We start from the raw sequence: 25,734 nt of genomic DNA, 5'->3' as shown, positions 1-25,734 counted from the left end.
AAGGTTGGCTTAATTTTATACCTTGCATTATAAATCTCAAATTTATTAGACATGAAACCAATTGCCTGCTTTTTGTTGTTGTTCTGTTTTTTTAATCTTACTGAGGCTCAGGTTGTATACGAGTCTATCGAATCCGTTAAATTGGGAAAATCCCGCGAGCTTAAAATCCAATTGCCAAGAGGTTATCATGATGATGAGGATAAAAAGTATCCCTTGTTCGTTGTTTTTGATGGAGATTATTTGTTCGAGGCGGTTGCTGGTAATGTAGACTATTACTCGTATTGGGAAGATATGCCCGAAGCCATAGTTGTTGGTGTTAACCAGATAGACGATCGCGAAGACGACTGTATCTATTCCGATCAAAACTCATTACCCATAGAAAAAGGAGCGCGCTTTTTTGAGTTTGTTGGTATGGAGCTTATACCTTACATAGAACGTACTTACAGAACTGAGAGTTTCAGGGTAGCTGTGGGTCACGGTGCAACAGCTAATTTTATCAATTATTTTTTACTGAAGGCGCAACCTGTTTTTCAGGGATATGTGTCTGTTAGTCCAGAGTTGGCACCAAAAATGCAAGACTATCTTGTTGAGCGCTTGAGTGCAATGCAAACGAAGGTGTTTTATTATTTAGCAACCTGTTCTAATGACGTTAAGTTTATAAAAGAGGAAGTAGGGGGCTTAAACAAAAGTTTGGCCGATTTAGGTAATAAAAGTGTATTGTACAACTTTGATAGTTTCGAAGGGGCTTCCCATTATTCTGTACCTGCACATGCTATACCTAAAGCTATAGAGAGTATTTTTTATGTGTTTCAACCAATCAGTAAAAAGGAATACAAAGAAACAATTCTTAATTTAGATACTTCGCCAGTGGCCTATCTTCAGGAAAAATATCAAACAATTAAAGAGTTATTTGGTATTGATAAACAAATTCTTGTCAACGATTTTAAAGCTATTGCAGCTGCTATTGAGAAGCTTGAAGAATTTGAATATTTCGAAGCGCTTGGTAAAATGGCGCGAAAGGCCTATCCCGAAACACTTTTGGGGAATTACTACCTAGCACGTTTTTATGAAGAAACAGGAGAGCCGAAAAAAGCTATGAGAACTTATCAGTCGGCCTATGCACTTAATGAAATAGGAGGTATTACAAAAGACTTAATGTTGGAAAAGGCAGACTTAATTAAAGAAGATTTCGGGTACTAATGGCAAAAGTTAAAACGACTTTTTTTTGTCAAAGTTGTGGTACGCAATATGCCAAATGGCAAGGGCAGTGCAATGCTTGTAAGGCATGGAATACCATTGTTGAAGAAGTAATCCAAAAAGCCGAAAAGAATGATTGGAAATCGCCAACGTCAGCAGTAAAACGAGCGGCTGTTCCTTTACGAATTAAAGACATCGACTTGTCCCAAGAACCAAGAATGGATACGCTGGATGGGGAGTTTAATCGTGTTTTAGGAGGCGGTATTGTACCAGGGTCTTTAACATTGTTGGGTGGAGAGCCTGGAATAGGGAAAAGTACGCTGTTGCTTCAAATTTCATTAAAGTTGCCGTATAAAACCCTATATGTTTCGGGTGAGGAGAGTCAAAAGCAAATAAAAATGCGAGCCGAACGCATTAACCCCGATAATAACAATTGTTATATTTTAACAGAAACAAAAACACAAAACATATTTAAGCAAATTGAAGCTTTAGGGCCAGATATTGTTATTGTGGATTCTATACAGACCTTGCACAGTGATTATATTGAGTCTTCGTCTGGGAGTATTTCCCAAATAAAAGAATGTACTGCCGAGCTTATTAAGTTTGCTAAAGAAACGGCAACACCGGTTTTGCTAATTGGACACATTACCAAGGATGGGCATATTGCAGGACCCAAAATATTAGAGCACATGGTCGATACGGTCTTGCAGTTTGAAGGTGATCGCAACCATGTATTTCGTATTTTAAGAGCACATAAAAACCGATTTGGGTCTACTAACGAGCTGGGAATTTACGAGATGCGGGGTTCAGGATTGCGGGAAGTAACAAACCCATCAGAACTTCTTGTGTCTAAAAAAGATGAAGAATTGTCTGGAAATGCTATTGCGGCAACACTTGAAGGCATGCGCCCTTTAATGATAGAGGTGCAAGCTTTAGTAAGTACAGCTGTTTATGGTATGCCACAACGCAGTGCTACCGGTTTTAATGTAAAGCGATTAAATATGTTACTGGCTGTTTTAGAAAAACGAGCTGGTTTTAGATTAGGTGCTAAAGATGTATTCTTGAACATCACGGGAGGTATTACGGTTGATGATCCAGCAATCGATTTGGCTGTGGTTGCTTCCATTTTATCCTCTAATGAGGATGTGGCACTTCAAAAAGATATTTGCTTTGCAGCCGAAGTCGGTCTCTCTGGGGAGATTCGTCCTGTGCAACGTGTGGAACAGCGTATTTTAGAAGCTGAAAAACTCGGGTTTTCTACCATTTTTGTATCCAAATACAATAAAATATCTCTAAAAAATACCGTAATTAAAATTCAATTGGTTTCTAAGATTGAGGATCTAGTGGGGTTTATAGTTTAGGATGTGGTTGATTCATGTTTGTTGTTGTTTGTAGCAAGGTAATCTCTCTGTTTTATTGCAACGATGGGTGTTGTTGCGGTTCTTTTCAATAATAGGACAGGCTTCAAAAATTACTCGGCACTTAAGTCACTTGTAATGGCGTTAAATTATGGTAATCCATACGCGCTATTTTATCAAAATTCATTAATTTCGCAGCTCGATTAGAATATTGATATCATGAGTGTTAAATTTCCTGAGTATAAAGGACTTGACTTGTCAAAAACGTCTGAAGAAATTCTAAAGTATTGGCAAGAGAATAATATATTTGAAAAAAGTGTAACATTACGAGAAGGCAACCAATCTTTTGTGTTTTTTGAAGGGCCTCCTTCTGCAAATGGCCTTCCGGGAATACACCATGTTATGGCAAGAGCCATAAAAGATATTTTCTGCCGCTATAAAACACAAAAAGGATATCAAGTAAAACGCAAGGCAGGATGGGATACGCATGGGTTGCCAATTGAATTGGGTGTTGAAAAAGAGTTAGGTATAACAAAGGAAGATATTGGAAAAATCATTTCGGTTGAAGACTACAATGCAGCTTGTAGAAAAGCGGTGATGCGTTACACTGGGATTTGGAATGATTTAACCGAAAAAATGGGTTATTGGGTAGATATGGACGATCCATATATTACTTACGAGCCTAAATACATGGAAAGTGTTTGGTGGCTACTAAAGCAAATCTATAATAAAGACTTACTTTACAAAGGTTATACCATCCAACCCTATTCACCAAAAGCAGGTACAGGATTAAGCTCGCACGAGTTAAATCAACCCGGAACTTATCAAGATGTTACCGATACTACAGTTGTGGCGCAATTTAAGGCTAACAATGCTTCGTTGCCCGACTTTTTGCAAAACGAAGGGGATATTCATTTTTTAGCTTGGACGACAACCCCTTGGACACTTCCAAGTAATACAGCACTAACCGTAGGGCCTAAGATTGATTATGTGTTGGTTGAGACGTATAACCAGTATACATTCGAGCCTATAAAGGTTGTTTTGGCGAAGCCATTACTATCTAAGCAGTTTGACGGTAAGTTTAAACCAGTTGAAGAGCAATCGGCATTGCAAGACTACAAAGCAGGCGACAAGAAGATTCCTTTTTATGTTGTTAAAGAATTTAAAGGAAGTGAATTGGTAGGTATTACTTACGAACAGCTATTGCCATATGCATTGCCAAATGATAATCCTGAAAATGCCTTTAGGGTTATTTCAGGAGATTTTGTAACGACCGAAGACGGTACGGGAATTGTGCATACAGCACCAACATTTGGAGCCGATGATGCCTTGGTTGCTAAACAAGCAACACCAGAAGTGCCTCCTATGTTGGTAAAGGACGAAAACGGAAACTTAGTGCCGTTGGTAGATTTACAAGGTCGTTTTAGACCAGAAATAGGAGCATTGGCAGGAAAGTACGTAAAGAATGAATACTACAATGAGGGAGAGGCACCAGAGCGTTCGGTAGATGTCGAATTAGCAATTAAGCTAAAAGAAGAAAACAAAGCCTTTAAGGTTGAAAAATATAAGCACAGTTACCCTAACTGTTGGAGAACCGATAAACCTATTTTATACTATCCGTTAGATTCTTGGTTTGTTAAAGTGACCGATGTTAAAGAGCGTATGTTCGAACTGAACGAAACCATCAATTGGAAACCAAAAGCAACGGGTACTGGGCGATTTGGTAACTGGTTAGCCAATGCCAACGATTGGAATTTATCGCGTTCGCGTTATTGGGGTATTCCTTTACCAATTTGGCGTACCGAAGATGGTAAAGAAGAAATTTGTATTGGTTCGGTTGAAGAGTTGAAAGCAGAAATGGCCAAAGCGGTATTGGCAGGTGTTTTGGATAAAGATATCTTTGAAGATTTTGAAGTTGGTAACAACTCAGAAGATAATTACGCTAAAATTGATCTTCACAAAAATATTGTAGATGAGATTGTATTGGTATCTGCTTCGGGGCAGCCGATGCGTCGAGAGAGTGACTTAATTGATGTTTGGTTCGATTCGGGATCTATGCCATATGCACAATGGCATTATCCGTTTGAGAATACCGATTTAATTGATAAAGGCACAACATATCCAGCCGATTTTATTGCCGAAGGCGTAGACCAGACACGTGGTTGGTTCTATACCTTGCACGCTATTGGAACCATGGTTTTTGATTCTGTTGCCTATAAAAATGTTGTGTCTAACGGTTTGGTTTTGGACAAGAGCGGACAAAAAATGTCAAAGCGTCTAGGGAATGCCGTCGATCCTTTTGAAACGCTTGGGGCTTATGGTGCCGATGCAACGCGTTGGTATATGATTTCCAATGCCAATCCTTGGGATAATTTAAAGTTTGATATTGAAGGCGTAGAGGAGGTAAAACGTAAGTTTTTTGGAACTTTATATAATACTTATTCGTTCTTTCAACTATATACCAATCTTGATAAGTTTACTTATAGTGAAGCCGATATTCCTTTAGAAGAGCGTCCAGAAATCGATCGATGGATTTTATCAGAATTACATACCTTAATTAACAAGGTAGATGCCTATTATGCCGATTATGAACCAACAAAGGCAGCAAGGGTTATTTCCGATTTTACCCAAGACTATTTAAGTAATTGGTTTGTACGTTTAAGTAGAAGGCGTTTTTGGAAAGGAGACTATCAGGAAGATAAAATTTCGGCTTATCAAACACTGTATACCTGCATGGTTACTATTGCTAAGTTAGGTGCGCCAATAGCGCCATTCTTTATGGATAGGCTGTATTTGGATTTAAATTCGGTAACAAAGAAAGAAGCCTTCGAAAGTGTACATTTAGCTAATTTCCCTGTTTATGATGAAACTTATGTTGATAAAAGTTTGGAGCGAAAAATGGAAAGCGCTCAAACAATATCGTCTTTAGTTTTGTCGTTAAGAGCTAAAGAAAAGATAAAAGTGCGGCAACCGCTTCAAAAAATCATGATACCAATTGACAGTCAGCAACAAAAAGAAGAGATATTGGCGGTTTCAGATTTGATAAAACATGAAGTTAATGTTAAGGAAGTGGAGCTTTTAGAGGATGCTTCAGATATTTTAGTTAAGCAAATTAAACCTAATTTTAAAGTATTAGGGCCGCGTTTTGGTAAGGATATGAGGTTGGTTTCTAGTGCTATAAGTCAGTTTGATGCTCAGGACATCAAAAAAATTGAACAAAATGGCTCTTTAGAGCTTGATATTAATGGAAAAAATATTACTTTAGGCCTTGAGGATGTAGAAATTACCTCGCAAGATATTGAAGGATGGCTTGTTGCAAATGAAGGCGCTTTAACAGTGGCTTTGGATGTTACGATTACCGATGCGTTAAGAAGGGAAGGAATTGCCCGGGAATTGGTAAATCGTATTCAAAATTTGCGTAAGGATTCAGGGTTTGAAGTGACAGATAGAATAGATGTTAAGCTTCAAAAAGATGAGCATATTGTTAATGCTGTTGATGCTAATATGGCATACATAAAAACAGAAACATTAACAGACGAACTTGAAATTATTGATAAATTAGATAACGGTATAGAAATTGCTTTTGATGACGTAAATACCAAATTGTTTATACTAAAACATTAAAGTTATGGCCTTAGATACCAATGTAAGATATTCAGATAAGGAATTAGCTGAATTCAAAGTGTTGATTCAAGAAAAGATTAAGAAGGCGCAACACGATTTAGAACTTATTAAAAGTGCCTATATGAATGATCATAATAATGGCACAGAAGATACCTCGCCTACTTTTAAAGCATTTGATGAAGGAAGCGAAGTGATGAGTAAAGAATCGAATTCGCAATTAGCCATTAGGCAAGAAAAGTTTATTCGAGATTTAAAAAATGCACTTATTAGGATTGAGAACAAAACATATGGTATATGTCGTGTTACTGGTAAGCTTATTAATAAAAAGAGGTTAGAGTTGGTGCCGCATGCAACCCTAAGCATTGAAGCTAAGAATATGCAATAACCCTTTTGATGTTATATAACATCCATCGTTTAATTTTTAAAACGTATTTTGGATTTTGTATATTTTTATTGTAAAGAATAAATAGTACATAAACGTCTCATGATTTGAGACGTTTTTTATATAAAGTTTTATGCTCTTGAACAAAAATACTACCAGTTATTAATTTAGTGCTATGTCGTTAAAAAAATCAGTATTCCTAATCGTTGTTATTTTACTTATTGATCAAATAAGCAAGGTGTATATTAAAACACATTTTACACTTCAGGAGAGTGTTAAGGTATTTGAATGGTTTCAAATCTATTTTATAGAAAATGATGGGATGGCTTGGGGCACGAAGATTAGTGATTTCGTGACATTTATATCCGACAGAACGGCTAAAGTAGTCTTAACGCTTTTTAGGATAGTAGCAATTTTTGGAATAGGTTACTGGTTGTATGATGCCACAAGAAAACAAAGTCCTAAAGTGTTAATCTTATCTATTGCTTTAATTTTTGCTGGTGCTCTGGGTAATATTATAGATTCTGTGTTTTATGGCGTTTTGTTTGATGAAAGCTCACGTCAAGTAGCTGCTTTTTTACCAGAATCTGGGGGCTATGATGCCCTATTACACGGTCGCGTTGTTGATATGCTATATTTTCCCTTATTTGAGATCGACCTGCCCGGTTGGATTCCATTTTATGGAGGAAAACGTTTTAATTTTTTTGAACCTGTATTTAATGTAGCAGATGTGGCAATAAGTACAGGGTTTATTATGCTTATTGTTTTTAATAAAAAGGCATTTCCTAAAAAATAAGTTTTACCGTTTTTAAGCTTGAAATAGAATTTTTAACTTGAAAATAAATAGCCTAATTTCTTTAAGCTAAAAGCGTAGCGGTCTTAAGTCAATCTTCGGATGGCTGTGATAATAAATTCCCATAAATCAATTTTAAACCAGTTCTTAATCTTTTAGTAATAACTTAACAAGTAAGTTTTTTTTCACGTCAAGTTAATTTACTATCTTTAAATGCTATTATTAATATACCCAATTTAATCTCCCTCAATTAATGAAAGGTAAACCTCTCATCTTATCTTTGTTTCTTTTACTATCAGCAAGTTATGTATTGTCTCAAAACACCTACGATATCGTTTTCCCAGGTACAGATAGGGATGAAAAGTGTAGGTCGTGCTTTCAGATTTTCAATCAGAAGCCTTCTGAAGTAAAATTTTCCATCAAAAGAGAAAATGACAACCTGTTTTTTGAAGTAAATGACAAGAACTGGTTTAATTTGTTGTTTAAGAATCCAGGGGATGGTGTGGCAGTTGATGTAGTTACTAAAGATCGTTATGTTTGCGAATTAGAATCTATTAACAATACACAAATAAAAGGGGTTTTGCTTAAACCTGTATATTCTCAAGAACTTAAAAGCGGATTAAAGGCTTATGACGATAACAGGTTTAGGGTATTGGTTGGGAAAATACCAGATGGATTGCTTCGTGATAAGTTAGAGTTTAATATCCTGTTTTTAAGTAATAAAAACTTATGCCGTTATTATGTGATTTATGATTTAGAATTCTATGCTTGGGATTTGTTGGATATGGGTATGTATTTAGATTCATTGACCTATAGCCCTAAACAAATAAAAGCATCAACAGATAAAGATTACGTGGTTCGTAACAAAACATTAAAATTTAAAATTCCTTTTAAAAAGAACAAATCCAATTATTCTCAGGCAGATATAAAACCAATATATGATTCTTTACGATTAACGGACTTTAATATTAAGGTAATAAATATAAAGGCATACGCTTCTATAGAGGGGGTGGCACATCGTAATATAGAATTGCAGCAGCTAAGGGCAAATAGTATTGTTTCTGCGTTGCAATCATTTCAAAAGTCGACCATCAAAACGCAGGTGTCCTCTTCTGAGAACTGGGTTGAGTTTTTCAACGATATTAAGGGAACCAAATACGAATTTTTGTCATCCCTAACTAAAGAAGGGGTTAGAGAAAAAATAGCAGGAGCATTATCAAGGGAAATGGAGCCTATTTTTAAAAACCATAGAAAAGCTGTATTGGAATTAGAGTTGGAAAAAAAGGACAAATACAGTGAAGAATCTGCTAATGCACTGCTTGCAATATTTAATAAGTCTGTAACCTTAGGAAAAGTTGATGAAGCCAGGGAAATTCAAAATTCAATTTTTGAAAAAATAAAAATAAAGGAAGCTTCTGCAGATATTTTGCAAAAGATGACTGTTCCAAAAGAGGTGAAGTTTGCTAAAATATTGAATAAGAATGCAGCCTATAAGTATATGATTGATTTTAGGCAGGCTTTAATTGTTTATAATGAATTATTAGAACTAGAAAAGTTAGTGCCAAGAGATAGAGAGATAAAGTATAATTTGGCCGCTCTTAAAATAGTTTTATGGCGTTTTAAAGCGATAGATGTGGATGAAGAAGCGTTGAAAAAACAAATTTTAGCTTTAAAAAATTATGTTTTGCCTAGTTCCCTTATAGCTAGAATGATGGTAAATTATAACATTATTCAAGCAGAAAATTTAATGGAGAAAAAAGACTACGCGAACAAGGACAGATCTATCACGTTTATACACGATAATTATAAAAAGTTTCCTCTATCTAATTACGATTATTTAAGCTTAGCTCAATTTTTTAGCTATTATGCCAGTCATGATATGGCAGTAGAACTATTAGATAGAAAGGTAAGAAGTATTGATGTAGATGAAGATTTGCTGTTTTACTATTTAAACTTAACATTAATAAACAAACAACTTACGCGAGACCCCAATTATAGAACAATTATGTTAAATGCTATCAATATGAATCAACAGCGATTTTGCAAATTGTTTAATTCTGTAGAAAATGGAGGTGTGACATTTCAATTGCTTGAAGATGAGTATTTAAGAAAAGCATATTGTGAAAGCTGTCTGGATTAGAACGAATAAATCTTATCTGGTGTCACACAATAATCTAATGTAATATCGCTTTCAAAAACATCAGTAATTTTTGTTTCAGCTTCAAAAAAAGAAAGACCTATTTTAATAGTTTCAGGTTTACAGTTAGCTAAAAACCGATCATAAAACCCTTTGCCATAACCTACGCGGTTTCCTGTTGCGTCGAAAGCTAAAAGCGGAACAAAAACAACATCTATTTTATTGGCTTCAATTTCAATGCCGTTAACAGGCTCGGGAATGTTATAATTGTTTTTTTTTATAGGGGTGCTGTCTGTTAGTAAATAATGACTCATGCCCCCCGTTTTAAAGTCACTTTTAGGAACCACGATATGCTTGTCTTTGCCAGACAATATACTCATAATATATTCTGTGTTAACTTCTTTGTGCTCTTCAATAGAAAGAAATATATGGTAGAAGTCGTAATCCCAAATAGGTAATTTTAAGGCCTGATTGGCTACAGATAAACTTAAATCGTCAAGCTTTTGGATAGACAGTTTATTGCGAAGTGCTTTATATGTTTTTCGCAATTGCGATTTATTCATAAGGGTGTTTGTCGTTTTAATTTTTTGGTTATATGGAACAACGCATCGCCTTGGTAAACAATGGGCGATTCATTAACGTTAATAATATAGCCCGAGATTTCGGCTTTTACAAAGTGATTGAGTTTGCCATAAGGATCGGTAATATTTCCAATAACATCTCCTTTTTTAACATTAGCTCCAATTTTAATAGATGCCTTAAACATTCCCGATAAGTGAGCGCGTTGCCAGCGACTTTCATCTATATAAACACAACCCTTTTTGGGAGTAGATACTTTAAATTTTGAGTTTAGCATACCCAAATGGTGCAATATCCGTTTAGAGCCATTAACACCAGAATTGGTTACAATAGGGTCGATGTGAAACGATTTGCCGCCTTCAAAAAGCAATAAGGGTTTGCCTAGTTTGTAACATGTATTTCGAAACGATTTGTTTAAGTTTTTTGAATACAAAACAAAAGGAGCTCCAAATACTTTGGCTAGATCGTTTAAAAGTTTGTTGCCCTTTACAATGCGTAATTGAGGGGCGTTAAACCGACCAGAACCTCCAGTATGAAAATCAATTATATAATCCACGTGAGGCACTATTTCATGAATTAACTTGTGGGCAACCCTACTAGCCAAAGAACCTTCGGCCGAACCAGGGAACGAACGGTTTAAATCCCTGCCATCTGGGAATTCTCGTTTTAAATTAATAAAACCAAAGATGTTGATTGCCGGAATGCAAATAATGGTGCCGCGTTTAGGTTTGTTGATCCCTTTGGAAATAAGTTGCCTTACAATTTCTACACCGTTTACTTCATCGCCGTGAATGCCTGCCGTGAACAATACGGTTGGACCTGGCTTTTTAGAGCGTTCTATAATAACAGGAACATTTACTGTAGAAGAAGTATGAAGTTTGGCAACATCAAAACTAGCTTCCTTACTTTCTCCAGGTTTAATATTTATATCTAGGATTGTTAAAATGTCGTTATTGGTTTTAGCCATCTAGAATGTTATCTTCTATTTCTTTCAATGTATGTTATAATACTTTTAGCTATATTTTTTCCAGTAGCAGCTTCAATGCCTTCTAGGCCCGGAGTGGAGTTTACTTCCAAGAGTAATGGTCCACGGGAGGATTGTAGCATATCAACACCGCATACGGGTAATTTTAGGGCGCGTGCCGCATTAATGGCCAATCGTAATTCGGATTCGTTTAGCTTTATAATATTGGCAGAGCCTCCCCGATGTAAGTTAGATCGGAACTCACCATCTTTTCCTTGTCGTTTCATAGCGCCAACAACTTGTCCGTCAACGATTAAAGCTCTTAGGTCGGCACCGCCAGCCTCTTTTATAAATTCTTGAACAATTACTCTTGCTTCAAGGCCGTTAAAAGCTTCCAGAACAGATTCGGCAGCATTTTTGGTTTCGGCCAAAACAACGCCAAGGCCTTGCGTGCCTTCCAAAAGTTTAATGATTACTGGTACGCCTCCAACATGTTCAATAACTTCTTCTACATCCCGAGAATAATTTGTAAAAACCGTTTTGGGCATGCCTATGCCAGCTTTACTGAGACTTTGTAAGCTTCTAAGTTTGTCCCTGGAGCGCTGAATAGCTTCAGATCTTGCTATGGTGAATACGTTCATCATTTCAAACTGTCTCACAACGGCACAACCATAAAACGTAACAGAAGCACCAATTCTTGGTATAACAGCATCCACATAGTCTAAATAGCGGTCCTTGTAAAAAATTGTTGGTTTTTCCTTCTCAATAATGATGTCACACTTTAAAGGATCGATGATCTCAATCCTATGACCTCGTTTTTCTCCTTCAAACCTTAGGCGATTGGTTGAGTATAAATGCTGGTTTCTAGAAAGAATGACTATGTTCATAAGGCTTTAAGATTGAAGGAAATATTTTCTAAATCCACATCTACAATAAATTTTCGTTTTAAAAATTGCCTGCCTATTAGTACAGGAAATTTCATGTCATCACGTGTGCTTAAAGTTAAGTTAATCTTATATGTTTTTCCAAAAAATATGGCTTCAGATTTTATTTTATACCTATTTTCCTTAAAACCATTGCTGCTTTTTACGTTTGTACGTGAAAATGTGCTGAAAACAACCTCCTTTCCACTAAAGTTAGGATGCCCTTTACTGTAAAAGGTACAGCGTAAAGCATTATTCTCTTCAATAATTTTTGAGCAATGAATAGCCGATGTATAAGCACCTGTATCTATTTTGGCGTCTATATTGAACAAATTAAGTTTAGGAAAGTCAATCTTATCAACTCTTCCTATTATTTGTTTACTCATTTAACGTTTTTAAAAAGTGGCGCAATGTAGCAAATTAGTCAATTCGAAAACGCACTTTAACGTTAAAAGTTTAATCGAAAATAATTCCCCTAGGCTCTATCTCGGAGATAGTTCGTTTCAAGAAATTCTTTTATTAGAATTATAAGATTGTATTTAAGAGATAAAAAATTAAAATAATTACCTTTGGTTGAATGGATAAGCCAACTTTGGATATACAATTAAAAACCTTGCCAAATGCCCCCGGCGTATATCAGTACTACGATGCAGAAGGGACTATCTTGTACGTTGGGAAAGCAAAGAATTTAAAAAAGCGTGTTAGCTCTTATTTTACAAAGGTGCATGAAAATGGGAAGACCAGAGTATTGGTAAAAAAGATAGCTAACATCAAGCATATTGTTGTCGATACCGAAACAGATGCTTTACTGTTGGAAAACAATTTGATAAAAAAATACCAGCCTCGCTATAATGTCATGTTGAAAGATGACAAATCGTATCCGTGGATTTGTATTAAAAACGAGCGTTTTCCAAGGGTGTTTTCTACACGACGTGTCATTAAGGACGGAAGCGAGTATTTTGGTCCCTATACCAGTATGAAAACAGTATCGACTTTGTTAGACTTAATTAAGGGGTTGTACAGTTTAAGGACATGTAATTACCATTTATCAGAAGCTAAAATTGAATCAGGAAAATATAAGGTTTGCCTAGAGTATCATTTGGGTAACTGTAAAGGTGCTTGTGAAGGATTGGAAACCGAAAAGGAATACAATGAGAATGTCAAAGCCATTAAAGAACTATTAAAAGGTAATTTTAAAGATTCCCTATCGCAATTCAAATCACAAATGAAGCAGTTTGCAGAAGATATGCAGTTTGAAGAAGCGCAAAAAATAAAGGAAAAAATAGAGATATTAGAGAATTACCAAGCGCGCTCAACAATTGTAAATCCTAAGATTAGCAATGTAGATGTGTTTTCGATAACCAGCGATGAAAGTTATGGTTATATCAATTTTTTACAATTGTCTTACGGTTCCATTATCCGTTCACATACTTTAGAGATAAAAAAGAGGTTGGATGAAAGTGATCAGGAATTGCTGGAGCTGGCAATTACTGAAATCAGGCAACGTTTCAATTCAAAATCCAAAGAAATTTATGTGCCTTTTAAAATTGATTTAGGGCAAAACCTTAAGGTAACTATCCCCAAATTAGGAGATAAGAAGCATATTTTAGATTTGTCGCTTCGCAATGCCAAGTATTATAGGATGGAGCGGTTTAAACAGATAAAGATAACCGATCCAGACAGACATGTTAATAGGATTATGGCACAAATGAAAGCAGATTTACGGCTTTCTGAGGAGCCTAGGCATATCGAATGTTTCGATAACTCGAACATTCAAGGTACTAACCCTGTTGCAGCATGTGTAGTTTTTAAAGACGGAAAACCAAGTAAGAAGGATTATCGTCATTTTAATATTAAGACAGTAGTTGGCCCCGATGATTTTGCATCTATGGAGGAAGTGGTATACAGACGCTACAAACGATTACTTGAAGAAGAGCAGCCATTACCTCAACTTATAGTTATTGATGGGGGGAAAGGACAGTTGTCCTCTGCTCTAAAGAGTTTAGAGGAGCTTAACTTAAGAGGGAAGATTGCAATTGTCGGAATTGCGAAACGTTTGGAAGAATTATTTTACCCAAACGATCCAATTCCTTTATATTTAGATAAGAAAAGTGAAACCTTAAAAGTTATCCAGCAACTACGTAATGAAGCACACAGGTTTGGAATCGAACACCATAGGAATAGAAGAAGTAAAAGTGCGTTAAATACAGAACTTGAAACCATTCCTGGAGTAGGGGAAAAGACAATAGTAGTTTTGTTAAAGCATTTTAAGTCCGTAAAACGAATTGCAAATGCTAAATTGGATGAGTTGGAAACTGTAATAGGTGTTTCAAGAGCAGAAAAAATTTATAACTATTACCATAAAAAATGAAATACGTACTAACCATAATCTTATTCTTTTTTTGTGTTTCTGGCTTTGCCCAGGAGACAAGTAAAGAAGATTTAAAAGTTGGTTTGGTGCTTAGTGGTGGTGGAGCAAAAGGCTTGGCTCACATTGGTGTGCTTAAAGTTATAGATAGTTTGGGAGTGCGCATAGACTATATAGGAGGAACCAGCATGGGGGCAATTATAGGAGCTCTGTATGCCTCAGGGTATTCAGGGAAGCAAATAGAAGCTATTTTTAAAGATGCTGATTTCGATGATATATTAAACGATAATTTGCCGAGGGCTTCCAAAACATTTTATGAACGTGAAAATTCAGAAAAGTATGCCATTGTCCTGCCTTTCGATAATTTTAAGATTAAGTTGCCTTCAGCACTATCAAGAGGTCAAAATGCCTATGGATTGCTTTCAAGATTATTGCTGCATGTAAACGATATTGAAGATTTTAGTGCTTTGCCAATTCCATTCTTTTGTGTGGCTACCAATATAGAAACAGGCAAAGCAGTGATTTTGGATAAAGGAAATTTAGCACAATCTATAATGGCTAGCGGAGCCTTTCCGTCATTGTTTCAGCCAGTTATTGTAAACGATCAGCTTTTGGTAGATGGAGGGGTCGTTAATAATTATCCTATAGATGAGGTTAGGCAAAAAGGCGTCGATGTTATTATTGGAGCCGATGTACAGGACAGTTTGGCAACCAGAAAGGAACTAACGTCTGCCCCCGAGATTTTACTTCAAATTAATAATTATCGAACGATTAATGATATGCGGTTGAAGTCAAAAAAAACCGATGTTTATATTAAGCCAGAAGTTAAGGATTTTACGGTGGTTTCCTTTGATGCAAGTGAACAACTTATGAAACAAGGGTACAGTGCAGCTTTAAAATATGCAGAGAAGTTTAAAGAGATTCATTCAAATCAAAACCAAGCAAATAGTATTGAACGTCCAGAAATAAAACGGGTCGATAGCATAAAAATTAATTCGGTTACACTTAATGGAAATAAAAATTATACGCGATCCTATGTATTGGGAAAGTTAAAAATCAAAACCAAGGAAAAAGTAAGCTACGATCATTTTTATAAGGGGGTGAATAATTTAGTTGCAACCAATAATTTTGATAATTTTTTGTATCATTTGGAATCCTCAAAAAGTGAAGAGGGCTACGATATGTATGCTTCTTTAGAAGAAAGCTCAAAAACAATGTTTTTTAAATTGGGGGTGCATTTTGATGATTTATACAAAAGCTCTGCCCTAATCAATTTTACTAAAAAAAGAACTTTTACAAAGAACGATGTATTGTCTTTCGATTTAATTCTTGGTGATAATGTAAGGTATAATTTGGAGTATTATATCGATAGAGGGTTTTATTGGAGTGTTGGTTTTAAGTCGCGATTCGATGGATTTAATCAGAATGTAGCAGCAAAGACTATTTTGACACCAGATGAATTAGCATTGATAAATGTAAATAAACTATCGCTTGAAATAGGTGATTTTACCAATCAGTTGTATTTGCAAACGCTTTTTAGAAAAGATTTTGCCCTAACACTTGGTGCAGAACATAAGCATTTAAGGATTGCTTCCGAGACGATTGTCGCCGATAACTCAAACGAAGAAACGTTTTTTGAAAAAAGTGATTATTTAAGTTTATTTGGTAAATTGAAGTTCGATACCTATGATGATAAGTACTTGCCTAAAAGAGGGTTCTTGTTTGAGGGGGATTTACATAGTTACCTGTATGCTTCAGGTCTTAATAAAGATTTTTCAGGAACATCAATTGCTAAGGCTACTATAGGTTATTCACAAGATTTTTCTGCAAAATTTACGGCAAACCTAACGGCGCAAGGAGGGTTTAGGATAGGTGAGGACTTAAGTCCATACCTTAATTTTTCTCTCGGAGGTTATGGAGCGCAACTAATTAATAACTATACTCCGTTTTTAGGATATGATTTTTTATCCCTTACAGGGAATAGTTTTGTTAAATCTACTCTTACTCTAGACTATGAAATTTTTAAGAAAAACCATATTAATATAGCCGCGAATATTGCCAATGTTGAAGACAATATGTTTGAAACTGGCGAATGGTTTTCTGAACCAGATTACACAGGCTATGCTATTGGATATGCCCTTAAAACGCTAGCTGGGCCTATTGAAGCAAAATATACTTGGTCTCCCGAAAATAAAAAAGGTATTTGGTTTTTTAGTCTTGGTTTTTGGTTTTAGAATCCTGTAAATTTTTACGATATTTGTAAAGTTATGCAGTTATTTTGGAAAGACTTATTGCAATTTCTTCACTACCTTATCAAGAGAAATCCTGAATAAGCAAGCATTTTTGTATCTTTATATATACTGATTTTTAGTTAAATGTGACCTTGTCTATAAATACGAGTTACGTTTTTAGTATTTAATTTTAATAGTTGCAAAAATGCCATTTTATCATAAATTAGGAACGATTCCCCATAAACGTCATATTCAATTCAGAAAACCAGATGGGAGTTTGTATTACGAGCAATTATTTGGAACCATTGGTTTCGATGGTATGTATACAAATAGCTATCATGAGCAACGTCCAACTCAGGTAAAAGAAATAAAAAAACAATACAGTGTTGCTCCAAAAATAGCTGTTGAAAATAACATTAAATCATATCGTTTAAAAGGATTCCAGATCAAACCCGAACAGGATTATTTAGAGAGCAGAAAAACAGTGCTTATTAATAGTGATTGTGCCATTGTATTGGCAGCGCCACTAGAGCTTACTCAAAACTATTTCTATAAAAACACAGATGCCGATGAGTTGTTATTTGTCCATAAAGGTTCGGGAAAATTGCGTACTATGTTGGGGAATCTTGATTTTAAATATGGAGACTACCTGTTAATTCCAAGGGGGATTATTTACAAAATCGATTTCGATACGGAAGAAAATAGGCTCTTCATAGTCGAGTCACACCGACCAATATATACGCCCAAACGGTATAGAAACTGGTTTGGACAATTGTTAGAGCATGCTCCTTTTTGCGAGCGCGATATACGCAAACCTGAGACATTGGAAACACATAATGAAAAAGGGGGATTTTTAATAAAAGTAAAGAAGCAAGGAGATATTATTGAAATGGTTTATGCAACACATCCTTTCGATGTGGTTGGGTACGATGGCTATAATTATCCTTATGCCTTTTCTATTCACGATTTTGAGCCTATTACCGGTCGAATTCACCAACCGCCACCAGTGCATCAAACGTTTGAAACCGATGCCTTTGTAGTGTGTAGCTTTGTGCCACGATTATACGATTATCACCCGCAATCCATTCCAGCACCATACAATCATAGTAATATTGACAGCGATGAGGTGCTGTACTATGTCGATGGGGATTTTATGAGTAGAAATGATGTGGAAGCCGGACACATTTCCTTACACCCCGCAGGGATTCCGCATGGCCCGCATCCTGGAGCAACCGAAAGAAGTATAGGCAAAACAAAAACCGATGAATTGGCAGTAATGGTCGATACGTTTAAACCACTAAAGCTAACAGAAGAAGCAATGAAAATTGCTGACGAAGATTACTATAAATCTTGGTTGGAATAAATTATTAATTTGAATCGGTTTCCTGTTTTTGTTATGTTTTTATAAAATCGAAAAGAAAGCTCTTCAATCAGGAATAAAACAACACATTTGTTGTCAATTAAACGATTCAGCGAATAAACGAATAAACACTGTTGATATGAGTAAAGAAGTTAAATCAGTAAACTACGGTTTAGAAAAGATATTTGAAGGGGCACAAGATTTTTTGCCACTTCTAGGAACAGATTATGTGGAGTTTTATGTTGGGAACGCCAAACAATCAGCGCACTTTTATAAGACAGCATTTGGTTTTCAGTCATTTGCTTACAAGGGTTTAGAGACAGGATCAAAAGATACTGTTAGCTATGTGTTGAAGCAAGATAAGATCAAATTGGTATTAACGACGCCTTTAAACAGTAAATCACCAGTTAACGATCATATAGTAAAACACGGCGATGGCGTAAAAGTTATTGCATTGTGGGTAGAAGATGCTAAAAAGGCTTATGCCGAAACGACAAAGCGAGGAGCCAAATCATATATGGAACCAGTAGTTGAAAAGGATGAACACGGAGAAGTTGTAAGGGCAGGGATTTATACTTATGGAGAAACAGTGCATATGTTCGTTGAGCGAAAGAATTACAAAGGGGTCTTTTTGCCAGGGTTTGCTGCCTGGGAGTCGGATTATAACCCCAAATCAGTTGGGCTTAAGTATATTGATCATATGGTTGGAAATGTAGGATGGGGTCAAATGAATACATGGGTAAAATGGTACGAGGATGTTATGGGTTTCGAAAATTTTTTGTCGTTCGACGATAAACAAATACATACCGAATATTCAGCATTAATGAGTAAAGTGATGAGCAATGGTAATGGGCGTATAAAATTTCCGATTAATGAGCCGGCAAAAGGGAAGAAACGTTCACAGATTGAAGAATATCTGGATTTTTATGAAGGCGAAGGCGTGCAGCACATTGCAGTGGCAACCGACGATATTATACATACAGTATCGCAATTGAGGGACAGAGGAGTTGAGTTTTTGCCACCACCACCACAAGCTTATTACGATGATATTCCCAGTAGACTAGGAGAGCATAAGGATATGATGAAAGAAGATTTGAAAGAACTTCAAAAATTATCGATCTTGGTCGATGCCGACGAAGAAGGGTATTTGCTTCAAATTTTTACAAAACCAGTTGAAGACAGACCTACTCTGTTCTTTGAGATCATTCAACGCATGGGAGCACGTGGTTTTGGAGCCGGAAATTTTAAGGCACTTTTTGAATCTATTGAAAGAGAACAAGCAAATAGAGGTACGCTATAAGGATATTTGCTTTATAATCTTATAAATATCAATAAAACTCTGTTATTTATTTTTGATGGAGTTTTATTGTTTTAATACTTTTGGAACAGTAATTGTAATTCCTGTATCGTAATAATAAATTTAAAGTTACATTCACAGATACCCCTTTACAAATGAAAAAAGAACTACTTATAGCATTAATAACAATACAGGCATTAAATCCTGTTTTTTCTCAGGAAAAATCAGCTTTCGATGTAGGTGAATGGTTTAAATTTAAAATGAGCTACAGTGGGTTTTTAAAGGCCGGTAATGCGACGCTCACCGTTAAGGATTCCAAGATAAACGATAAAGATGTGTACCATGTTGTTGGTAAAGGTTGGACAACTGGTATGATAAAATGGTTTTTTAAGGTTAAGGATAGATATGAAAGCTACTTTGATAAGGAAACCATTATGCCCTATAGGTTTATTAGGAATATCGACGAAGGAGGCTATACAAAAGACCTCGAAATAGATTTCGACCAAACAAAGAATTTAGCATATATTAATGACAAAAAACATAATAAAAAGTCGGTAATTGAGACCAGGCCCAATATACAGGATATGGTTTCTACGTTTTATTATTTGCGTAATAATTTAGATATAAGTGTGTTAAAAGTTGGTGATGAGGTAAGAGTAGACATGTTTTTTGACAAGGAGAATTACGGTTTTAAATTGCAGTATCTAGGAGAAGATACAATTAGTACCGATTTTGGTGATGTCGAAGCCTTGAAATTCAGACCTTATGTTATGGCAGGTCGTGTTTTTAAAGAAGAAGAAAGTTTGACACTTTGGGTGTCGAAAGACAAAAATAAAGTACCTTTGCGAATTAAAGCAGATCTAGCTGTAGGGTCGTTAAGGGCAGACCTTGAAGCGTTTAAGGGACTTAAGCATCCTTTCAAAATTGTTGTTGATAATTAAATAAATTTTGGACTCAAAAATAATTGACCAGCTTAAGGAAAAGTATGAAGCAATAGGACAGGACGTAAACGTTCAATTGGAAGGGTTGCTTAACGGTAAACCCATGACCTATTGGGACTATATCCAAACCGATGCCTTGTTAAACCTTCAGGTACAGCGAACAACATTACCAGATGAGATGGTATTTATAATGTACCATCAAATAACAGAGTTGTTTTTTAAAATGATTCTTGTTGAAATTGAGCAAGTTGCTAAAAACGATACGGTAGATGTTACTCTGTTTGCCTCAAAACTCATGCGTATTAGTCGTTATTTCGATATGCTTACCGCTTCATTTACCATTATGAAGGACGGTATGGATGTCGATCAATATAATAAGTTTAGAACAACACTTACACCGGCCAGTGGTTTTCAAAGTGCCCAATATCGAAAAATTGAATTTGCATCAACCGAACTTATCAATCTAATAGATAAACGTTACAGAAAAACTATCGATAGAAATACATCCTATGAGCACGCTTTTGAACATTTGTACTGGCAGGCAGCAGGTAAAGATTATGAAACAGGAAAAAAAAGTTATACTCTAACCGTTTTTGAAGAAAAGTACAAAGACGAATTTATTAAGTTTACCGAGTTTTATAATACCCATAATTTGTGGACAAAATTTAAGGCCTTACCTCAGGAACATAGAGAGAATAAAGAATTAATAAAAGCCATGCGCCATTACGATTATACAGTAAATATAAAGTGGGTCATGGCACATTATAATACAGCAAACCATTATTTAAACCTTGGAGGCAAAACAACCGAAGCTACAGGAGGTAGTGAATGGGTAAAGTACATGCATCCAAAACATCAAAAAAGAATATTTTTTCCAGACTTATGGACAGAAGAAGAATTACAAAATTGGGGATCAAATATTTAATAGCATGCTTGTTGAGCATAAGTCTGTTTTTAGGCTGTAAAGAAGACAAGCAACAACCGCCATTGGTAGAAGAAGAACTGGCAATTGCCGAAGCTCCTGCAGATGTATATGAATTTGGGTTTAACTTGAATGATTTTGTTGTAAAAAGAGATACAATAAAAAAAGGAGATAGTTTTGGAGAAATTCTAGAACGTAATAAAATAGGCTATCCTAAGATATTCCATATCGCCGAAAAAGCAAAAGACACTTTTGATATTAGAAGGCTTCAAGTAGGCAAACCCTACACCTTACTCTGTACAAAAGACTCTTTGCAAAGGCCTACATGTTTTATTTATCAGCCTAATAAGGTAGATTATGTTGTTATTAATTTCCAAGATTCTATTCATGCCTATAAGCGGCAAAAACCTATTAAGTTTGTCGAGAAAGAGATTTCAGGAACCATATATTCCAATTTATCGGTGACTATGGACAGCCTGCATTTGTCGCCAATACTAACAAATACTGTTGCAGATATTTATGCATGGACATTAGATTTTTATAAGTTGCAAAAAGGCGATAAATTCAAAATAATATATACAGATAAGTATATCGAAGATTCAATTTATGCAGGTTTAGACAATGTAAAGGCAGCTTATTTTGAACATAATAATGAACCTTTTTATGCTTTTGAGTTTGTAACCGACAGTGTAAAAGGAATTATGGACTATTTTGACGAAAATGCCAAAAATTTACGCAGGGCTTTTTTAAAGTCCCCAATTAAATTTAGATATCGAATCTCATCTCGCTATAATTTGCGACGTAGAATAGCCTATTATGGCTATAAAGTGCGTCCACATAAAGGTACCGACTTTGCCGCGGCTGTAGGAACCCCAATTATGGCTACGGCTAATGGGACAGTAACGAAATCCACTTATGCAGGTGGTAATGGTAATTATGTTAAGATCAGGCATAATAGTACCTATGAAACGCAATACCTGCATATGAAAAGGCGTAATGTTAAAGTGGGACAGCATGTAAAGCAGGGTGATGTTATAGGCTGGGTTGGTATGACAGGAAATACCGGAGGTCCCCATGTGTGTTATCGATTCTGGAAGAATGGTAAACAAGTGGATCCATTTAGACAAAAATTGCCGGAGGCTGAACCTATTTCAGATAGTTTAAAAGCGAAATACCTAGATTTTATTGCACCAATAAAAGTGCAGTTGGACGCTATCCCATATGATGATGAAATTTTTGAAGACACTATAAACAACAATAACAACCTTATTACAAGCAACAACTAACTTTATGGCATTACCAAACATAAACCCAACAACAACAGATTCTTGGAAACAATTACAAGCACATTATAATAAAGTTTGTAACCTACACATGAAAGATTTATTTGCACAGGATAATGACCGTGCAAGTAAATTTACTATAAATTGGGAGGATTTTTATGTCGATTTCTCAAAAAATAGAATAACCGAAGAAACATTAAATTACTTATTAGAGTTAGCCGACCAGGTTAAACTAAAAGAAGCTATTGAAAGTCAATTTTCAGGAGAAAAGATCAATCAAACGGAAGGACGTGCCGTTTTACATACAGCTTTAAGAGCACCAATAACTTCAGAATTTATAGTTGATGGTGTTAATGTTATACCAGAAGTATATAATGTTAAGAAAAAAATAGAGCAGTTTACCAACGAGGTAGTTAATGGAGTCAGAAAAGGTTTCACAGGAAAGGCGTTTACCGATGTAGTGAACATTGGTATTGGAGGTTCCGATCTTGGCCCTGCGATGGTAGTCGATTCGTTACAATATTATGCCAATCATTTAACAACACATTTTGTTAGTAACGTTGATGGCGATCATGTTAATGAAATTATTAAAAAACTAGACCCAGAGACAACACTTTTTGTAGTAGTCTCTAAGACCTTTACTACTCAAGAAACCCTGTCTAATGCGAACACCATTAAAGAATGGTTTTTAAAGTCGGCCGATCAATCGGCAATAGCTAAACATTTTGTGGCGGTATCAACTAATATCAATAGCGTAAAGGCTTTTGGTATAGATGAAGCGAACGTGTTCCCTATGTGGGATTGGGTTGGAGGGCGATTTTCATTGTGGAGTGCCGTTGGTTTAACCATTAGTTTAGCTGTAGGTTATAACAATTTTGATAGCCTACTACAAGGAGCCAATAAAATGGATGAACATTTTAAAAACGAAGATTTTAAAAGTAATATTCCGGTAATATTGGCCCTTATAAGTATTTGGTACAATAACTTTTATAATGCCGAAAGCGAAGCAGTAATCCCTTATTCTCAATATCTCAATCAGTTTGCAACCTATTTGCAACAAGGTATTATGGAAAGTAATGGTAAGAGTATAGATCGTAATGGGAATGCGATAGATTATCAAACAGGAACTATCATTTGGGGAGAGCCAGGAACTAATTCACAACATGCCTTTTTTCAATTAATTCATCAGGGCACAAAATTAATTCCAGCCGATTTTATTGGATTTGTAACATCGTTGCATGGTAATCAAGACCATCAAGATAAATTAATTTCAAACTTCTTGGCACAAACAGAAGCCTTGCTTAATGGTAAAACAGAAGCAGAAGTAGTTGCCGAAGGTACAGCCAAAGACTTAACGCCCTTTAAAGTGTTTAAAGGGAATAAGCCAACCAATACTATTTTTATCAACAAATTAACGCCTGAAAGTTTGGGAAAATTGATTGCCATGTATGAGCATAAAATATTTGTGCAAGGTGTTATTTGGAATATTTTTAGTTACGATCAATTTGGGGTTGAATTAGGAAAACAATTGGCTAGTAAAATCTTGAATGAATTTAATGGAAGTATTGTAAACGAACATGATTCGTCAACTTCAAATTTGTTGAATTATTATAAAACATCTAAGTAAAGAGATAATCAATATTTAGTATATACTGAATGCTGAGCTAAAACTTAAAGCATTCAGTATTTTTTGTGTTTAAATCATTACATTTGTTCTATTAACGCATAACTGTAAAATCATGTACAATACCATACAAACATTACATTCTTATTGGGCTTATATTGTTTTATTAGTTTTAATTATAGCTGCTGTCAGTGCAGTTGTTAAGTCTTTAGGGAATAAGGAATATTCAGCAAAAGACTTTAGAATATCATTGTTTACATTAATAGTTTCCCATATTCAATTATTAATTGGTTTGGTATTGTATCTGGTATCTCCCCGTCTAGCGCTTTTTGGAGAGCTTGGAATGGGTGGTGTGATGAAAGACGCAGTAAACAGGTTATATTTAGTTGAGCACCCTTTTGTTAATATTATTGCTGTTGCTTTAATAACCATAGGTTATTCCAAACATAAAAAGAAGCTTACCTCATCGGCAAAACTAAAGCCTATTGCCATTTTTTATACGCTAGCACTGTTGTTGTTTTTATCGCGTATACCTTGGAGTGCTTGGTTAAGCTAAAAGGTGGTTTGAACAAAATATTTATTTGCTCACTTCTTTTATTATGTAAACGTACACAGGAAAATGATCGCTGTATCCGTTTGTGAACCCTTTATTTGAGAAACTCCGAAGAGGATATCCCTTATAAGAGCCTTGGCTGGTAACTAAGTAAGGTTTGTTAAAGATGCCAGCTTTATAAAATTGAAATAAGGAGAAGTCCTTATTCAATAAAGGACTTGTTATCATGATTTGGTCAAATAAGCTCCAAGTATCACGAAATGCCGTTGTGCCTGCTCCATTCTTATACATCTTTTCAAAAGGATTGTAAAGTCCCTTAAGTCCTAGTTTTTTGGTGTTCATTTTTGGTTTTAAGACAGATTTTATGCTTGAACTTATAGGATCATCATTAAAATCGCCCATAATAAATATTTTTGCGTATGGATCTGTTATTTGTAAGGAGTCTATAATGTGTTTTGTTAGCCTGGCGGCAGTCATGCGTTTATAAGCACTTCGTAATTCTCCACCACGTCGCGAAGGCCAGTGGTTTATGATAAGATGAATTAATTCACCTTCTAATTGACCACTTACTAGTAGTTGATCCCTAGTGTAGATTCGCTCTTTGGACGTATTGTCATAAATTTTTAATTCATGCTTGCTGGTGGATATTGGAGAAAATAATTGTTTCTGATACAAAAGAGCAACATCAATACCACGGGCATCGGGGGAGTTATAATGAAGAATGCCATAGTCTTTAGATATTAAAAGGGAGTCGTTTACAATATCCTCTATAACTGTTCTGTTTTCAACTTCGCAAATACCTATAATAGCAGGAGTGTTACCTGAGACTTCATAACCTATGTTGGCTATAACACGAGCCATGTTTTGCACTTTCTTTTGGTAGATCGTTCGACGGTTGTATTTTAATTCCATAATCGGACTTATCTCATCAAGTTTTTTAGGGTCATTGATTGTGTCGAATAAGTTCTCCAAATTATAGAACGCAATAGTATGGATTCTATACAATTTTACATCTTGGGCATGACCAGAAAAGTTAAGGCCTAAGATTAAGCAAAATATAAGTAGTGCTTCTTTCATTTTACACATCCATATCATTTAGTTTTTAGTGTACTAACAAGTTCATTACAATAATTTAATATAATATTTTAAATATAAGAAAAAACATTATATATTGTAGGAAAAATATATTATTATTTAA

Annotated in this window: 20 protein-coding genes; 15 read left to right on the top strand and 5 right to left on the bottom strand. The window is 35.4% G+C overall.

What is annotated here, in order from left to right:
• Positions 1-51 precede the first annotated feature (51 nt).
• The 6 genes from ABD792_RS03575 (at position 52) to ABD792_RS03550 (ending at position 9,494) form a co-directional block, all read left to right on the top strand.
• Positions 52-1,200, top strand: a complete 1,149-nt coding sequence (locus tag ABD792_RS03575; protein WP_345004422.1) for an alpha/beta hydrolase — start codon at positions 52-54, stop codon at positions 1,198-1,200.
• A complete protein-coding gene (gene radA / locus ABD792_RS03570) occupies positions 1,200-2,558 on the top strand; it encodes a DNA repair protein RadA (RefSeq protein WP_345004421.1) in 1,359 nt (452 codons plus the stop codon). The genes ABD792_RS03575 and radA overlap by 1 nt, the downstream gene beginning before the upstream one ends.
• 216 nt (positions 2,559-2,774) lie before the next feature.
• Entirely contained in the window at positions 2,775-6,179 is a 3,405-nt protein-coding gene (ileS, locus tag ABD792_RS03565; protein ID WP_345004420.1) for an isoleucine--tRNA ligase, read from the top strand.
• Between the two features lie 4 nt (positions 6,180-6,183).
• Complete coding sequence (locus ABD792_RS03560; RefSeq protein ID WP_345004419.1) at positions 6,184-6,564, top strand: TraR/DksA family transcriptional regulator; 381 nt, start codon at positions 6,184-6,186, stop codon at positions 6,562-6,564.
• A 172-nt stretch (positions 6,565-6,736) separates the two neighbouring features.
• The gene (locus ABD792_RS03555) at positions 6,737-7,357 is read left to right on the top strand and encodes a lipoprotein signal peptidase (protein ID WP_345004418.1); all 621 of its coding nucleotides are present in this window, start codon (positions 6,737-6,739) and stop codon (positions 7,355-7,357) included.
• Positions 7,358-7,607: 250 nt separating this feature from the next.
• Positions 7,608-9,494 carry a hypothetical protein gene (locus tag ABD792_RS03550; RefSeq protein ID WP_345004417.1) on the top strand — a complete coding sequence of 629 codons (1,887 nt, stop codon included), beginning with the start codon at positions 7,608-7,610 and terminating at the stop codon, positions 9,492-9,494.
• Here ABD792_RS03550 and ABD792_RS03545 read toward each other — a convergent pair.
• The 4 genes from ABD792_RS03545 to ABD792_RS03530 are packed head-to-tail and all read right to left on the bottom strand — an operon-like array spanning position 9,491 to position 12,343.
• Positions 9,491-10,054 (bottom strand): 5-formyltetrahydrofolate cyclo-ligase, encoded by a 564-nt coding sequence (locus tag ABD792_RS03545; protein ID WP_345004416.1) that lies wholly within the window; start codon positions 10,052-10,054, stop codon positions 9,491-9,493. The two genes, ABD792_RS03550 and ABD792_RS03545, sit on opposite strands and share 4 nt — an antisense overlap.
• Positions 10,051-11,037: a succinylglutamate desuccinylase/aspartoacylase family protein gene (locus tag ABD792_RS03540; RefSeq protein ID WP_345004415.1), complete on the bottom strand. Its 987-nt coding sequence runs from the start codon at positions 11,035-11,037 to the stop codon at positions 10,051-10,053. Before ABD792_RS03540 ends, ABD792_RS03545 begins: the two co-directional genes overlap by 4 nt.
• A gap of 8 nt (positions 11,038-11,045) precedes the next feature.
• Entirely contained in the window at positions 11,046-11,921 is an 876-nt protein-coding gene (gene rimK / locus ABD792_RS03535; RefSeq protein ID WP_345004414.1) for a 30S ribosomal protein S6--L-glutamate ligase, read from the bottom strand.
• Positions 11,918-12,343 (bottom strand): ATP-dependent zinc protease family protein, encoded by a 426-nt coding sequence (locus ABD792_RS03530; protein ID WP_345004413.1) that lies wholly within the window; start codon positions 12,341-12,343, stop codon positions 11,918-11,920. Before ABD792_RS03530 ends, rimK begins: the two co-directional genes overlap by 4 nt.
• A 191-nt stretch (positions 12,344-12,534) precedes the next feature.
• On the opposite strand from ABD792_RS03530, the gene uvrC reads away from it, so the two are divergent.
• The 9 genes from uvrC (at position 12,535) to ABD792_RS03485 (ending at position 24,539) form a co-directional block, all read left to right on the top strand.
• A complete protein-coding gene (uvrC, locus tag ABD792_RS03525) occupies positions 12,535-14,328 on the top strand; it encodes an excinuclease ABC subunit UvrC (protein WP_345004412.1) in 1,794 nt (597 codons plus the stop codon).
• Positions 14,325-16,559, top strand: a complete 2,235-nt coding sequence (locus tag ABD792_RS03520) for a patatin-like phospholipase family protein (protein WP_345004410.1) — start codon at positions 14,325-14,327, stop codon at positions 16,557-16,559. The genes uvrC and ABD792_RS03520 overlap by 4 nt, the downstream gene beginning before the upstream one ends.
• A 202-nt stretch (positions 16,560-16,761) precedes the next feature.
• The gene (locus ABD792_RS03515) at positions 16,762-17,919 is read left to right on the top strand and encodes a homogentisate 1,2-dioxygenase (RefSeq protein ID WP_345004409.1); all 1,158 of its coding nucleotides are present in this window, start codon (positions 16,762-16,764) and stop codon (positions 17,917-17,919) included.
• Between the two features lie 136 nt (positions 17,920-18,055).
• Entirely contained in the window at positions 18,056-19,216 is a 1,161-nt protein-coding gene (hppD, locus tag ABD792_RS03510; RefSeq protein WP_345004408.1) for a 4-hydroxyphenylpyruvate dioxygenase, read from the top strand.
• A 152-nt stretch (positions 19,217-19,368) separates the two neighbouring features.
• Positions 19,369-20,154 carry a DUF3108 domain-containing protein gene (locus ABD792_RS03505; protein ID WP_345004407.1) on the top strand — a complete coding sequence of 262 codons (786 nt, stop codon included), beginning with the start codon at positions 19,369-19,371 and terminating at the stop codon, positions 20,152-20,154.
• A gap of 7 nt (positions 20,155-20,161) precedes the next feature.
• On the top strand, positions 20,162-21,079 hold the full coding sequence (locus tag ABD792_RS03500; protein WP_345004405.1) for a tryptophan 2,3-dioxygenase family protein: 918 nt from the start codon (positions 20,162-20,164) through the stop codon (positions 21,077-21,079).
• Positions 21,037-22,362: a M23 family metallopeptidase gene (locus ABD792_RS03495; protein WP_345004403.1), complete on the top strand. Its 1,326-nt coding sequence runs from the start codon at positions 21,037-21,039 to the stop codon at positions 22,360-22,362. Before ABD792_RS03500 ends, ABD792_RS03495 begins: the two co-directional genes overlap by 43 nt.
• Before the next feature lie 4 nt (positions 22,363-22,366).
• Complete coding sequence (pgi, locus tag ABD792_RS03490) at positions 22,367-23,986, top strand: glucose-6-phosphate isomerase (protein ID WP_345004401.1); 1,620 nt, start codon at positions 22,367-22,369, stop codon at positions 23,984-23,986.
• A 112-nt stretch (positions 23,987-24,098) separates the two neighbouring features.
• Positions 24,099-24,539 carry a hypothetical protein gene (locus ABD792_RS03485; RefSeq protein WP_345004399.1) on the top strand — a complete coding sequence of 147 codons (441 nt, stop codon included), beginning with the start codon at positions 24,099-24,101 and terminating at the stop codon, positions 24,537-24,539.
• Positions 24,540-24,560: 21 nt separating this feature from the next.
• Here the strand turns inward: ABD792_RS03485 and ABD792_RS03480 are convergent, their stop codons facing one another.
• On the bottom strand, positions 24,561-25,613 hold the full coding sequence (locus tag ABD792_RS03480) for an endonuclease/exonuclease/phosphatase family protein (RefSeq protein WP_345004481.1): 1,053 nt from the start codon (positions 25,611-25,613) through the stop codon (positions 24,561-24,563).
• Between the last annotated feature and the right edge of the window lie 121 nt (positions 25,614-25,734).

The organism is Snuella lapsa, assembly GCF_039539345.1.
Classification (GTDB): domain Bacteria; phylum Bacteroidota; class Bacteroidia; order Flavobacteriales; family Flavobacteriaceae; genus Snuella; species Snuella lapsa.
This window is presented reverse-complemented; position numbering and strand designations above follow the sequence as displayed.